The organism is Flavobacterium silvisoli (assembly GCF_004329815.1).
Lineage (GTDB): Bacteria > Bacteroidota > Bacteroidia > Flavobacteriales > Flavobacteriaceae > Flavobacterium > Flavobacterium silvisoli.
In genome coordinates this window covers 69,421-83,831 of the sequence record NZ_SJPE01000001.1, presented here as the reverse complement: position 1 = coordinate 83,831, position 14,411 = coordinate 69,421, and the positions used below count along the sequence as shown (strand labels likewise).

The 14,411-nt window shown below is 34.9% G+C and carries 10 protein-coding genes; 2 read left to right on the top strand and 8 right to left on the bottom strand.

Going from position 1 to position 14,411, the window contains the following annotated elements; all coding sequences use genetic code 11:
* Window positions 1–77: 77 nt before the first annotated feature.
* From EZL74_RS00320 to rplM, 8 genes are all read right to left on the bottom strand, one after another.
* Complete coding sequence (locus tag EZL74_RS00320; protein ID WP_131474592.1) at window positions 78–2,519, bottom strand: T9SS type A sorting domain-containing protein; 2,442 nt, start codon at window positions 2,517–2,519, stop codon at window positions 78–80.
* A gap of 249 nt (window positions 2,520–2,768) precedes the next feature.
* On the bottom strand, window positions 2,769–3,749 hold the full coding sequence (locus EZL74_RS00315) for a T9SS type A sorting domain-containing protein (protein WP_131474591.1): 981 nt from the start codon (window positions 3,747–3,749) through the stop codon (window positions 2,769–2,771).
* 39 nt (window positions 3,750–3,788) lie between these two features.
* Window positions 3,789–8,288, bottom strand: coding sequence for a T9SS type A sorting domain-containing protein (locus EZL74_RS00310; RefSeq protein WP_131474590.1), 4,500 nt, complete (start codon window positions 8,286–8,288; stop codon window positions 3,789–3,791).
* Between the two features lie 275 nt (window positions 8,289–8,563).
* Window positions 8,564–9,250 carry a hypothetical protein gene (locus EZL74_RS00305; protein WP_131474589.1) on the bottom strand — a complete coding sequence of 229 codons (687 nt, stop codon included), beginning with the start codon at window positions 9,248–9,250 and terminating at the stop codon, window positions 8,564–8,566.
* 478 nt (window positions 9,251–9,728) lie between these two features.
* On the bottom strand, window positions 9,729–10,556 hold the full coding sequence (gene tsf / locus EZL74_RS00300) for a translation elongation factor Ts (protein ID WP_131474588.1): 828 nt from the start codon (window positions 10,554–10,556) through the stop codon (window positions 9,729–9,731).
* Between the two features lie 109 nt (window positions 10,557–10,665).
* Window positions 10,666–11,457: a 30S ribosomal protein S2 gene (gene rpsB, locus EZL74_RS00295; protein ID WP_131474587.1), complete on the bottom strand. Its 792-nt coding sequence runs from the start codon at window positions 11,455–11,457 to the stop codon at window positions 10,666–10,668.
* Window positions 11,458–11,642: 185 nt separating this feature from the next.
* Window positions 11,643–12,029, bottom strand: coding sequence for a 30S ribosomal protein S9 (gene rpsI, locus EZL74_RS00290; RefSeq protein WP_131474586.1), 387 nt, complete (start codon window positions 12,027–12,029; stop codon window positions 11,643–11,645).
* Window positions 12,029–12,484 carry a 50S ribosomal protein L13 gene (gene rplM, locus EZL74_RS00285; protein WP_131474585.1) on the bottom strand — a complete coding sequence of 152 codons (456 nt, stop codon included), beginning with the start codon at window positions 12,482–12,484 and terminating at the stop codon, window positions 12,029–12,031. The genes rpsI and rplM overlap by 1 nt, the downstream gene beginning before the upstream one ends.
* A gap of 271 nt (window positions 12,485–12,755) precedes the next feature.
* Here rplM and EZL74_RS00280 point away from each other — a divergent pair, with 271 nt between their 5' ends.
* On the top strand, window positions 12,756–13,778 hold the full coding sequence (locus tag EZL74_RS00280) for a LacI family DNA-binding transcriptional regulator (RefSeq protein ID WP_131474584.1): 1,023 nt from the start codon (window positions 12,756–12,758) through the stop codon (window positions 13,776–13,778).
* A 107-nt stretch (window positions 13,779–13,885) separates the two neighbouring features.
* On the top strand, window positions 13,886–14,407 hold the full coding sequence (locus tag EZL74_RS00275) for an ankyrin repeat domain-containing protein (protein WP_131474583.1): 522 nt from the start codon (window positions 13,886–13,888) through the stop codon (window positions 14,405–14,407).
* Window positions 14,408–14,411 lie beyond the last annotated feature (4 nt).

Below are 14,411 nucleotides of genomic sequence, written 5' to 3'. Positions count from 1 at the left end.
TCAAACGATAGTTTGAGGTTTTTTTATGATGATAAGTAATAGTCAAGCTATTGCTTGAAGCTGCTGTTGGCAAGGCGTTATTCTTTTACAATTTTTGTATTGATTATCCCTTTTTCTGTATAAAGTTTAAGAATATAATTTCCAGTTTTTAGTTCCCTTAAGTCAATTTTGTTTTCAGAAATAGAATTTGAACTTAATTTTCTACCCGAAATATCATAAATTTCAATTTTGAAAATATTATGTTGCGTTTTAAAGTTTAAAATATCTTTTACTGGATTTGGATAAGTGGCGATATCATTGATAAATTCATTTTCTTGTGAACCTAATGAATTTTGAATAGTTGTTGTATAATTATTTGTAACTATCGGGGAATTATAGTCAAAATAGATGTTAGCTGAATTACTAAACGTATTTCCAACAACTAAATTGAGTTTGGTTTTAATTTTAAATGAAACATATCCATCATTGTTAGCATCATCAAATGGAAGATTTATATTTTTAAAAATAAATTCTACTTTATTAGTGTTCGAAATTCTTGTTTCAAAGTTGTGACTACCTTTAATTGGTAATAATGTATTGATGTCAAATTTATCCGTGTCAATTATGTCTTTTACAACAATATTTTGTGCATTTGCAGTTCCATTATTTTCAAATCGTATTAAGTAATGAGCATAATCACCAACCATACTTGGCGTAATCGTTGTTCCTTCTAAACAAGATTTATCATTTGGGTCGTATGAATTTACAACCATTTGATTTAAGATAAAACTATTATTACTAGGAGTTTCGTCAGTTAGTCCATTTATTGAAGCGGAATAACTTAAAACATCGCCACTATTTAAAGCAGGTATTTCAGTTGGTGAATTTAAGTTTAAAACAATATCAATTTCTCTACTTTCAAATGGAACTAGGTTTGTAAAATCCCAAGTTAAATTTCCGGTTGATTGACTTGTGAAATTAGTATTACTTGAAACAAAATCTAAAACAGAATCTTCGAATATAAAATTAATTGTACCCGATTGTGTTGTTGTCCCCTTGTTTTTATATGTAATTTTATAATAAGCATTAAATCCTGGTCTGGCAGCAATAACAGGTAAAACAACAATTTCTAAATCATTATGAATGCCATTAGCTGATATACAAAAATCTTGATTGTAAGGACTTGTTGACGATGGAAAACTTACAGTAAAAGTATTTGGAATTATATTGAAATAAGTTGGGTTTTCAATAATTGGAGTAATAGAATGTGTTCCTGCTTGAACCGGAATATTATATGAGCCTGAATTATTCGCAATTAAAGTTCCTGTGTTAGTTCCGTTTGTAATGGTACATTTTAAATTTGGATAAATGATGTCATTGCTATCACAGCCATTATTATTGCTATCTAACTTTTCATTTCCTTGTATTGTATAGAAGGTTCCTGATGGAGTAAATGAGCAGTAAGAATTAACATGGCAGTTATTCGTATTGGTATTATAACTTAAAATATCTTCTATTAATGACACATCTTCTTCATCTGCGCATATATACTCTAAATTTGGATTATTATCAAAGTATAACGATAACCCAAAGTTGTCCCAATATTCATTATTATTTTTAAGGTTTGCACTTATTAAATTGATATTGTTTTGAAATGATAATGAAACTAATAGCGGAAGATGAGAAAAATCTAAATGAGTATATAAATTTGAATTACAACGAATTGACCTTAAATTGGTATTATTTAATGTATTTAAATCGGTCAATAGATTATTGCCACAATCGAGGGTTCGTAATAAGGTGTTAGAACTTATATCTAAATTGGTTAATTGGTTAGAACTACATGCTAGAGACTCTAAAAGTGTTAAATTAGATAGGTCTATAGTAGAAATTTGATTATTATAGAAACCCAATGATTTTAAAAGAGTATTGTTATTTAAATTTAAATTTATAAGTTGATTTGAGCTACAATCCAAATGAAGAAGATTTAAATTTTGTGTAACATCTAAACTCGACAATGGATTATTCCTGCAAATCAGCATATTCAATAAAAGGTTTTGAGATAAATTTAAATTTGATAGCTGATTATCTCTGCAAAAGTTTCTTAAAAGATTTGTGTTTTGTGAAATATCTAAGCTAGTTAGTAGATTATTACTGCAATCCAAATATTTAAGATTTATGTTTTGAGTAAGATTTAGGCTTGTAATTACATTATTGTCACATTCTAAATTTACCAAATTAATAAAAGCTTCAATACCAGCCAGATTAGAAATGTTTTTATTATTTATTTCTAATGAGAGAATATTTTGAGCTTCAGAAACTTGAATTTCGCCATCATTATTTACATCTATTTTGTTATAACCACTTATAATCATTGAGCCTAAAACACCATATGTAGATGGCATATTTATAGCCGCAATGTGATTAGTTGAACTTGCACTTAATAAAGCTGCTTTAAAATTAGCATCAGGAATATTTACAATTTGTGCGTTACAAATTGTAGAAAAAACTACAATAAATAATAATTTTATTTTCACCATTATAATGTTTTAAATTTTTTTAGTCCTGTTTGTCAAAATATCTGCCTACTCGAAAATACACACATTTATATCCTTTTTCAGCTATTAATGTCATATACTGCTAAATCAAACTTACAATTTATTTCTTACAAATCAAAAAACAATAAAGGTAAGCCACGTTCTTTGTTACCCCTCGTACCTTTCTTTTAGTCAGTAGGTAAGGCAGCATCCTCATAAATAAAACCCCGACTCATTATGAGTCGGGGTTTTTTATTCTTTCATGACTTTGGCATTTTTTCTGATGCCAATACCTTCGAGCAGTAAAAAGTAAACCCCTTTGGGCAAATCACTCAAATCAACACTGTTGTCACCCTGAACACAGTTGAAAGGGCTGATAACCAGTTGGCCAAGCTGATTAACCACCGAAACCGTAGTAAACATTCCTTTTTGATTGCTAAAGAAAATCTTCCCATCAGTTGGGTTAGGCGCTATGGCAAGAGTGTTAATCTCCGGTTCATTATTTTTTAACGAACAATCCGTAACGATACTGACAGGTTGTGTTACCCCGCAATTCGTTAAAAAATTCTGTGCCGCTACCACTTCATTGTCATCTACACAAATCGAGGTAAGGTTAGGATTGTTCCAGCAACCGTTATAAGTGGTCTGTGTAAAGGTTTGCGAGTGGTTATTTCTAATGTTAATCCAACTCAGGTTGGGATTTTCGTAACACCTCAATTGCTCAAACAAATGATTGTTACTAAAATCCAAATTTGTTACCTCAGTATTGTCTATTAGAATTATTTTTAAAGCAGATAAGGTTGAAAAATTAACAGAGGTAAGAGGATTGCCACCAATATTCATAAACCATAAATTACTCAATCCGTTCAGGTTTATGCTCGTTAACTGATTAGCACCAAGGTCAAGTGTTTTAAGATTAGACAAACTACTTAAATCAGCTGTTTGGAGCATATTGCTTAACAACTGAAAGTTCTGAATGTTTATAAAATAGCCAATACCCATTATGTCGGTTATATTCTCTGAAGTTTGAATAGAAATAAAATATACCGCCAAAGCTTCAGTTTGTGTTATTTCCCCATCTCCATTAGCATCAATTTTTACACCACCGGCAATAAAATTGTTAGTGTCAGATTGGAGCAATTTGGCTTTAAATGCCGGGTCAGGAAAATTAATGACCTGCGCATTTAGGCTATCCACTAGTAAAACTATCAGGATTACTATTATTTTTTTCATTGCTTTTGATAATTGTTTCAATGTAAAAGTAATTGTTTTCTATTGAATCACGACTCGTTTCACTATTTCCTGTTTACCATCATGAATTCTCAACAGATAGGTTCCTGTTGGGGCGTTATTGAGGTCTAATAGATGTTCTGTCGTATTTTGCAGTGAAGCTTGTTTTATTTTTTGCCCTAGTATATTATATACTTCAATTGTTCCGGCATTTATTTTTTCATCAAAGACTAAGGTAAACATGCCATTAGAGGAAGGGTTTGGATAAATCACGAGTTTGTTTTCTTTACTTTTATGTTCCATTTCCCTGCCATAGTAATAATAAAATACGACCCTGCCATCATAACAAAAATCATAGGGAGTGGTATTGTTAATACACATGGTGTAAGTTAAACCGTAGGCTTGTTCAGGTAAAATAGGAGCAGGCGGCAAATTATTGCTACAATAGCCATCTTTAAACTGAACAGAACCAGTAAGTTCATCTATTTTATAATAAGGGTTTGGTGGGTTGGTTGTTTCCGTAATAGTAACGGTGTTCGATTGATTCGGTTGCCCTAGAACCGCATTAATCAGCCCACAATCCCCGTCTATGTTTGGGTTTATAGTGCTATTGGTTAAAACATTCACGCTGTTATTTATATATGCCCCTGTAGGAGCGCTTCCCGCGTGCAAAAAAATATAGCAATCAGCGGGATAAACTCTTTGTTGAATCCTATAGTTTACAATCATAGGAGCTGAAGTTACAGATGGATTGTTTACTGACCGCAATCGATAAAGAGATACGCCTTCAAAAGGCATGGTGCCTGCCGCTATAGTTATGGTGCCATCAGGATTAAATGTACATCCTGGCTTAAGTGGTGTTATCATTTCAATTGTTACATTACTACTATTACAAGGTAAATTACCAATCATAGCAAAATCGCAAGTATTGTTCATAAAACCATTGTTAGCATTATTGAAAACGGTTAATGTTGTTGTTTGTGATTGTGAAGCATTATAGCATAAATCATCTAGGTATATTTTCTCACAGTTGGTGATTGAAGGGGCTACAGACACCGTTACTGTAGCGTTATCAGAATAATTTGAACACACGCTATCAGTTAATTTATATTCAATGGTATAGATTCCAACTGGAGTTCCAAAAGGGATAGTTATTATGCCATTACTATCTATCGTTGGCATAGGATTCATTGAAGGTGTTGTTGAAATAATAGATGCTGACACTAATGCACTGGTTAAAGGATTACCGTTTAATGTATCATTGTCAAATACCGATATTGTTGTAGCATTTACTAATGTGTTAATAGGTGTTGCACTAAAATCATCATCTACAGCATCTACTACGTTATTATTAATAATTACATTAATTGATAGAGGACCGGAACATTGTTCAGGGTCTGGTGTAAAAGTATAGGTGTAGTTACTATCACTGTCAATAGTTGGAGGATCCCAAGTTCCTGTTATACCGTTGTTAGATACCGTTGGCAAAACAGGAGGTGTGCTATTGTCACAAAGGACAAGATTGGTTGAAAAATCAAACTCAGCTACTATGCCACTGGTTACTACAGTAACGTCATCTGAGATAGTTACAGGAGGACAACCTGAGAGTGGATTATAGGAATAACTAATGGTATGTGTTCCAACGCCAGCAATAGTATAGTCAAAAAAGTAACTACCTGTATTTTCAATAACACCGGGACCAGTAAATATTCCATTGGCAGGTCCGTTTGATAGTAATGGAAATAAGGTTGGAGTATTTGGACTGACACAAATAGTCTCAGGTAAATCAAATATAGCATTGTTTAGAGGTACTAAACGAACATTATCAAGATAATAATAAGAAGGTTCACTATCCAAAACAATGGAAGAGCTAGGGATATAATTACAAGTCGGGTCACTCGCTAATGGATTTGCTTGAGATATAACATTTTGAAAACATCCCAAATAAATTAATCGTTCACCTCCATTAGCTGTAAAATTAAATGTAAGTGTTTCCCAGCCATCGGTAACTGTAGAAGTAACATTTTTACTAAATAACATTTCTGGATAGGCAATTTGAAAGGAGCTGTCATTTATATTACTAGCCACTTGTGTAGGAGAAAGATAGGCTTGAATAGTTTTGCTAAAAAATGAGATTCCTTCTGCTAAAGAAACATCAAAGCTTAATTGATACTGTTCGCCTGATATAAGAGGGGAAGCCAATTTTGAAAATATTCGTTCACTATTTGTCTGAATAACGCCTATTCCAACATAAGTATTTCCCTGATTATTATTACAGTTTTGTACTCCAAACATGTTGCATGGTATTGAATTAATAGATGTATTATAATAGTCCGGAGTACCGGTGCATTCCAACCAGCCGCATGCATTTCTAATATCACTTGGATAAGTTGAAATATCACTAGGCTCTTCAAAATCACCATTAACGACTAAATTACAAGCATCAACTTGACAAGTTACTTGATTGAAATTTATTTCTGGAATTTCAATCGGAACGTTATTCATTATTTCGTAAAAAGGATTTAAATTGAGACTAAATGTGTTCGAATTAGATGAACTTAATCCTGTTGCATTAGCTGTTAATACAATGCCTGAACCAATACCTGAAAACTTAACATTGTTAAATGTAGCTATACCTGCAATAGGAGTAGCTGTTTGCGGACTTGTAAGAGTCGAACCTGAAGAGGTTAACGAAACGACTCCGGTATAATCCAAGTCTATGTTTTCATTTTGATCTAGTGTTGACACTATAGGAGCAGGATGTATAATGAAGTCGGTAAAAAAAGTGCTTGGCGGTTGCTGCACAAAAGCCAATCTATTGGCAGTAACCTCTATCCTATTAATGTCACCAACTGTAGATGAACTTGCGCCACCGCCATTGGTCATTGCAAATTGTGAACCGATTGGATTAGCTGTTACCGATGATATCGTAAACTTTATTTGGTCATTATCGGTCACAGTAGTGTTAAAAGTAACCCTTAAATTAATAGCCAATTGGCTGTTATCTGCAGCAATTACATCAGTTAACCCTGTAAATGTGATAACATTATTAACCACAGGCACCGAAATTCCTTTCGGGGAATTACCAACAAAAAGACGTGCCGAACGAATGTTAGCACTATTCGTAACATTAAAACTAATAGCTTTTAATTCAGTAGCATAAGTATCCGCATCATTATGTCCTGCTCCACCATCTCGCAAATAAAATCCCATTACCCCAATACTGTTTGCTGTACTTGTTATTACATCAGCCTGATAGTTTTGATAGTTTATGTTTGTATTGCTGCTGGCTGAAGAGCTTGAGTTGAAAATAATATCACTTGAAGAACTTGGTGTAGCTAATGTTGTTCCTTGAGCAGCTGCTCCGGCTAAAGTACTAATACCGAAACCATTTTTGGCAATAACCTGAAAGCTATAGGTTGTATTAGGTGATAATCCTGATATTATTTTGTTTCCCCAATTGGCAGTTGTTTGAAAAACAGTAGAAGCGTTTAAAGTTCCATCTGATTGTACATAAGAATTGGTAGTTGATTCAAAAATGGCAAATGTAGTATTGTTGGAGTTAGCATCTGAGCCAATAGCTACAGTTAATGAATTTTGTGTAGCATTACTAATGATTGGAGCAGATGGGATGTCGGCTAGTGTATAAAAGGTAGCAACAGTTCCATATCCTGTAGCTCCGCCATTTTTAATGGCATAGACATTATAGGAATATTGAACATTTGATAATAAAGTCCCGGAATTGTTTGAAAAAGAACCGGTGCCGATATTTGGATTAGCAGTGTTTACCAAGGTTACTCCTGTTCCTCCTATAGTGGGATTGTTGTTTAGGGTAGTGATTGAATAAACAGTTCCTGTAGCAATTATATCAGCACCTCCTGTTGTGGTTACTTCTCCGTTATATATTGCGGAATTTTTTGTGATGTTTGCTACGCCTGTGTTTAGTACTGTAGGGGGTGTTTGTTCTATTCCCGACAATACAATGTCATCAATACGGATAGCCGCAGTTCCTGTTTTTACAAATCGTATTTTTAAACCATTAATTTGAGCTGCTGCGGGCAGGGTTAATACTTTAGATAAATACCATTTTGCAGTAGCATTGCTCGCTTCGTTAAAAAGTGAAGTTTCTTTATCAGCTATCATTACCCACGAACTGCCATTCCAATAATCAACAGAAAATGAGGCATGCATAGAGGCGGCTTCTTTTCTGTAGCCAAATTGTAGTGTTAATGAGGTGTAATTTGAAGCATTAATACTTTCAATTGAAAAACCGTATGCTCCTGACGTTGCAGAAAAGAAAATATTGCCTCCACTTGAAGCTCCGTTATATCCTGTTGATGCATTTGTTATTCTTACATCAGCAGAATTGTTTTGACCCCCGTTAGAATAACTCAGTGAGTTATTGTTTTCAAAAATGTTATTGGTTATTGATGTGGTATTGTTCGGGTTGCCTATATTTTCAGAAAACACAGTTTGCGACCATGAGGAATGAAAATAAATAAAAAGTAAACAGATTTGATAGAATGTGTTTTTTGTCATCATAAAATATGGTTTATAGTTAGTAATGGAAGAAACAATCTAAATAAACTCATTACAACATTAAATATCAAACAGCTGTATTTTATATAGTTCGAAAATACGAATTTATTTATAAAATATGAATTTTTGTCATAATATTATTAAATTACTTTCTTGTTTAATGCTTGCTCAAATATCAAACAGTCCATAATAGTGATATGTACCTGGCATTTCTCGATAAAGGAAAAACAAAAACCCGATTCATAATGAGTCGGGTTTTTTAATTTAAAAGATTATTGTTAGTATTTCTCCTTTTGAAAGCCCCAGGCACGGAGCTCGGCTTTGTAGGTATCTGGATAGTTTGACTTGATGCTTAGAATTAAAGCATTCATGGTTTTGGTAAGTGCCGTCTTCAGCATGTTTTTATTGCTTACATGGTTCGATACAGTGCCGTCTGTGGTAGTGGCTTCATTTAATAAATTGTCGTATTGGGTCTTTATATCGGTCCAAAATATTTCACCATAGTCTTTATCCTGTAATCCATTGGCAACTAGGGAGTCTATCATTTGTTGTAAGGCAGCCGAACGCTTGTTTCGGTCTATTGGGAAAGTATATTTATTTTTTTTATGCTCAATACCAAATGCAGGGTAGTAGCTTGGTGCCGATTCTTTTTTATACTTATCTATAAGATATCCTTTTACATAAGCCAAAGATTCATCGATGGTAGTATCTAAGGCTTTTAATTTATTGGTAATCTGAGGTCGGTTTCCACCCGATTGATTTCTTTTTGAAAGGGCAGTGTTATACTCTGAAACCTGAGTCGAAAATTCCGAAGCGGTAGTCCAGGCCAGACTAATGCTTGGTGTTGTAGTCCATTTTGCAGCTACATTTACAGCTACATTACCAAAATCAATATCAGCAACAGGAATGGTGTTGGTGCTGTTTGATTTTCCTTTTCCATTTGGGGTGGTGATGGGATTTTCCATGATTACATAGTTTTAAATTGTTTGTATATTATTCTTATTCACTACAAATAAGTAAATATCTTCATACAATTCTTATGCCAGTTTTTAGCTACTAATTTTGTTTATGCTAGTTTTGCTTTTTTTTAAGTAGCTTTAAATCAGTATAAAAACAGATTGCTGACGTGGTCAGGACTGTTTAAAAATAATGCTGCCCTGTTGCGGCAGTAACCTGCACTGTTTTGAAAAATTATGCATAGGTGACAGCAGTAACCTATACTGTTTTAAAAAAATATGCATAGGTGACAGCAGCAACCTACACTGTTTTAAAAAATTATGGGCAGGTTACTGCAGTAATGTGTCTTGTTTTAAAAAATTTAGTGCTGGTTGCGGTAGTAACTTGCCCTTTTTTTTGGAAGTAGTGGGAATTAGGAGGAAGTATTGTAAACAAAAAACCCCGTCTCAGTAAAGAAACGGGGTTTTTGATGCAATTGAATAATAATTATCCTAAAGCAACTCTGGCAAAACCGGTTACAGTCAAACTCGGATCAACCGTTTTGATGTAAGCCGCAACGCTCATAGAGCTGTCTTTGATGTAATCTTGGTTTACCAAGGTATTGTCTTTGAAGAAACGGTTTAATTTTCCTTTAGCAATGTTGTCTAACATAGCCTCAGCTTTTCCTTCCTGACGCAATTGGTCTTTTGCAATTTCGATTTCTTTTTCAATAGTAGCCGCATCAACACCTGCTTCATCCAAAGCAATTGGGTTCATAGCTGCTGCTTGCATTGCTACGTTTTTAGCAGCCTCTTCAGCGCCGGCAACGTTAGCAGAAAGAGCTACCAAAACAGCAATTTTACCCGAGTGTACGTAAGAACCCACGAAAGCACCGTTCAATTTCTCAAACGATCCGATTTCGATTTTCTCCCCGATAACTCCGGTTTGCTCAATTAGTTTCTCGGCTACAGTGATTCCGTTGAAATCAGAAGCCAAAAACTCTTCTTTAGTAGCATAGTTCAATGCTTGGTTAGCAAAATCATTAGCTAATTTTACGAAACCTTCGTTTTTACCTACGAAGTCAGTTTCACAGTTCAATGTGATAACAACACCTGATGTTTTATCAGCATTAACAGCCGCAATCGCAGCTCCTTCAGTAGATTCTCTGTCAGAACGGTTAGCCGCTACTTTTTGTCCTTTTTTTCTAAGGATTTCAATAGCTTTATCAAAATCGCCCTCAGCTTCTACCAAAGCTTTTTTACAGTCCATCATTCCTGCACCGGTAATCGTTCTTAGTTTGTTTACGTCTGCAGCAGTAATTGAGATTGTTGACATAATATTTTTATTTAAAAGTTTTTAAAAGTAAATTACGAATTACGAATTTTAAATTACGAGTCAAAATAATCCGTAATTCTTAATTCATAATTCGTAATTATTTTTTGTTTTATTCTTCAGTACTGTTTTCAGTAGCTTCAACAGCCGGTGCCTCAACAGCAGCTACTACTTCTACAGTTTCTTCAGCTTCTACTTCAGGAGCAGCATCAGAAGTTCTGTTAGCTAATCCGTCTTTTACAGCGTCAGTTACTAAAGATAAAATTTTATCAATTGATTTTGAAGCATCATCATTGGCCGGGATAACGTAATCTACTTCACGCGGATCAGAGTTAGTATCAACCATTGCGAAAACTGGAATGTTTAATTTTTGTGCTTCTTTTATTGCGATGTGTTCAGCTTTGATATCTACTACAAATAAAGCAGCAGGTAATCTAGACATATCCGCGATAGAACCTAAGTTCTTTTCTAATTTAGCACGTAGACGATCTACTTGCAATCTTTCTTTTTTAGACAAAGTCATGAAAGTACCGTCTTTCTTCATTTTATCAATAGAAGCCATTTTTTTAACAGCTTTACGGATAGTAACGAAGTTAGTCAACATACCACCTGGCCATCTTTCAGTGATGTAAGGCATGTTGCATGCTTGTGCTTTTTCAGATACGATATCTTTTGCTTGTTTTTTGGTAGCTACGAAAAGTATTTTTCTACCGGAAGCTGCAATTTTTTTCAAAGCTTCGTTAGCTTCTTCAATTTTAGCAGCAGTTTTATATAGGTTAATGATGTGAATACCATTACGCTCCATATAAATGTAAGGAGCCATGTTCGGATCCCATTTACGAGTCATGTGTCCAAAGTGAACACCGGCTTCTAATAATTCTTTTACTTCAATTTTGTTTGCCATTGTGTAATAGTTTACGTTCCGTGATTAGCAATGTTCCAATTAGCGTCAGCTGTCAGCTCTTAGCTTTTAGCCGGCTGTTGGCTTCATTTAGATGCTAAACTAATTCCTTTTTCATCAAAAAGAATATCGGCAACTTGTTTTTTAATTTCAATACTAAATGAACGAATAAAATCTCGAATCGTCGATTAACGTTTAGAGAATTGGAATCTCTTACGTGCTTTCTTCTGACCGAATTTTTTACGTTCTACCATTCTAGGATCTCTGGTTAGTAATCCTTCTGGTTTTAGGATGCCTCTGTTGTCATCCCCAACTTCACACATTGCTCTTGCAATAGCCATTCTCACAGCTTCTGCCTGCCCTGTTGAACCACCGCCGTATACATTTACTTTTACGTCAAAGTTCTCAGCGTTGTTGGTCATGGCCATTGGCTGTAATACTTTGTACTGTAAAGTAGCTGTTGGGAAGTAGTTGTTGAATTCTCTTTTGTTTACAGTGATTTTTCCTGTACCTTCAGTAACGTACACACGTGCTACAGCACATTTTCTTCTACCGATTTTGTGAATAACTCCCATTACTTTAAGTCGTTAAGGTTTACGGTTTTTGGTTGTTGAGCGGCATGCTTGTGCTCAGAACCAACATTTACATTCAAATTGCGGAATAATTCAGCACCTAATTTGTTTTTAGGTAACATTCCTTTTACAGCTTTTTCTACTAATAATGCAGGGTTTTTTTGTTGCATTACTTTAGCAGTCAAGCTTCTTTGTCCTCCTGGGTAACCTGTGTGTCTGATGTACGTTTTGTCATCCAACTTGTTACCAGTTAGGTTGATTTTTTCTGCGTTGATAACAATTACGTTATCTCCACAATCAACGTGCGGGGTATAACTTGGCTTGTATTTACCTCTCAAAAGCATCGCTACTTTTGAAGCTAAACGACCTAAGTTATGACCTTCTGCATCTACAACAATCCACTGCTTATCCGCATTGGCTTTGTTAATAGAAACTGTCTTGTAGCTTAATGTGTTCACAATAATTTATTTTAATTAAACATTCCATTCCCAATAAAGGGAGTGCAAAAGTACAATTATTTATTATAAATGCAAATACCCTTTTTTAAATATTTTGCTACTAGTCAAACATTTACCTAAAATCCTATGAATGAAAGGGCTTAACGAAGTAAAAGAATCTGTTTTCAGAACCAAAACCACCTTTTATATACTTGTTTCAGCACGAACTTTGATAAGAGGGTAGTCTTTGACAGCACAAATTTTATTATTTTTACCCATTAACTAAGATAAAATGAAATCGAAAGCTACCTTAAAACAAATTGCCAAAGAGCTGGGTGTATCTGTTTCTACCGTTTCCAAAGCCTTAAACGGAAGTCCGGAAATCAGCGAACCCACCAAGCAACGCGTACAGGAATATGCCAAGTTAAAAAATTACAAACCCAACGTGATTGGTCTGAACCTCAAAAACAGAAGAACCAAAACCATAGGGGTCATCGTTCCGAACATCCTGAATTCTTTTTTTGCCAAAGTCTTCAGCGGAATCGAAAAAGTAGCCGACGAAAAAGGATATAAGGTAATCACCTGCATTTCGAACGAATCACTGGAAAAAGAAATCAACGTGATGGAAATGCTCAGCAACGGAACCATTGATGGCTTCATCATCTCTATAGCCGAAGAGTCTCAAAAGCTCAAAAAGTTTGACCATTTTAATACCATACTCAACGAAGGCACACCTATAGTAATGTTTGACCGCATAGTAGACGAGGTGAATTGCGATAAAGTAATAGTAGACGATTTAGATTCGGCAGTTCACGCCACCGAACACTTAATTAAAACCGGCTGCAAAAAAATAGCCTTCTTATCGGCCATAGACAATTTAAGTATCGGTAAGTTACGGGCAGAAGGTTTTTACAAGGCCATGCACGAAAACGGAATTCCCGTAGACGAGAACTTGGTCATCCTGACCAATAATAATGAAGAGTTCAATGCTAAAATGGATGGCTTTTTTACCAAAAATAAACCCGATGGCATTTTTGCCATAGACGAACACACTTCGGTAACCGCTATGAAAATGGGAATACAAAACGGATACAAAATTCCGGATGACTTGTCTATCATAGGTTTTGCCGATGGGGTTTGGTCAAGAAGAATGACGCCCAGCTTGTCAACGGTTAGTCAACACGGCCCCGAAATAGGAGAAGTAGCCACCAAACTTTTGATTGATAAATTAGAAAGCAACCAGGAAACCTTCACCTTTACCACTACCACGGTTAAAACCGAACTACGACAGCGGGATTCTACCAAAAGACTGTAAAACAACTCAGTAGCGATTCTAAAAACAGGTTGTTTACCAAATGTTTACCTCGTTTTTTTAGAGTTGAATCAAAATTTCGAGTATTTTTATACAATAAAATATTCGCTATGAAGAAACTGCTGTTTATCTGCTTTTCATTTTTGTTATTTCAACACACCTTCAGTCAGGAAGCGGCTGATGCTTTTGATATTGCCAGAAAAGGAACCCTCGAACAAGCCAAAACTCTTGTAAAAAACAATCCTCGAGCTTTTCAAACCGTAAATCAGGAAGGGTTTTCACCTTTAACATTAGCTTGTTACCGGGGAAATAACGAAGTAGCAAAATTCCTTACCGATTCAGGTTGCGATATCAATCAAAACAGCAGCATGGGTACGCCTTTGATGGCAGCCATAGTAAAAGGCAATAATGAAATGGCTCGTTATTTAATACAAAAAAATGCCAGTGTCAATCTTACAGATGCCAACGGAACCACAGCGTTGATGTATGCCGTTATGTTTAAAAATAAAGAAATAGTCGCGCTGTTGCTTCAAAAAAAAGCCGACAAATCAGTAGCCGACAATAAAGGGAAAACAGCCTTTGAATACGCCGTCTTTTCCGGAAATGAAGAGATTATTAACCTATTAAAATAAAACA

Bases quoted from the DNA above. Each gene is read 5' to 3' on its own strand.
- EZL74_RS00320 (WP_131474592.1), bottom strand. From the start codon at position 2,519: ATGGTGAAAATAAAATTATTATTTATTGTAGTTTTTTCTACAATTTGT.
- EZL74_RS00315 (WP_131474591.1), bottom strand. From the start codon at position 3,749: ATGAAAAAAATAATAGTAATCCTGATAGTTTTACTAGTGGATAGCCTA.
- EZL74_RS00310 (WP_131474590.1), bottom strand. From the start codon at position 8,288: ATGATGACAAAAAACACATTCTATCAAATCTGTTTACTTTTTATTTAT.
- EZL74_RS00305 (WP_131474589.1), bottom strand. From the start codon at position 9,250: ATGGAAAATCCCATCACCACCCCAAATGGAAAAGGAAAATCAAACAGC.
- tsf (WP_131474588.1), bottom strand. From the start codon at position 10,556: ATGTCAACAATCTCAATTACTGCTGCAGACGTAAACAAACTAAGAACG.
- rpsB (WP_131474587.1), bottom strand. From the start codon at position 11,457: ATGGCAAACAAAATTGAAGTAAAAGAATTATTAGAAGCCGGTGTTCAC.
- rpsI (WP_131474586.1), bottom strand. From the start codon at position 12,029: ATGGGAGTTATTCACAAAATCGGTAGAAGAAAATGTGCTGTAGCACGT.
- EZL74_RS00280 (WP_131474584.1), top strand. From the start codon at position 12,756: ATGAAATCGAAAGCTACCTTAAAACAAATTGCCAAAGAGCTGGGTGTA.
- EZL74_RS00275 (WP_131474583.1), top strand. From the start codon at position 13,886: ATGAAGAAACTGCTGTTTATCTGCTTTTCATTTTTGTTATTTCAACAC.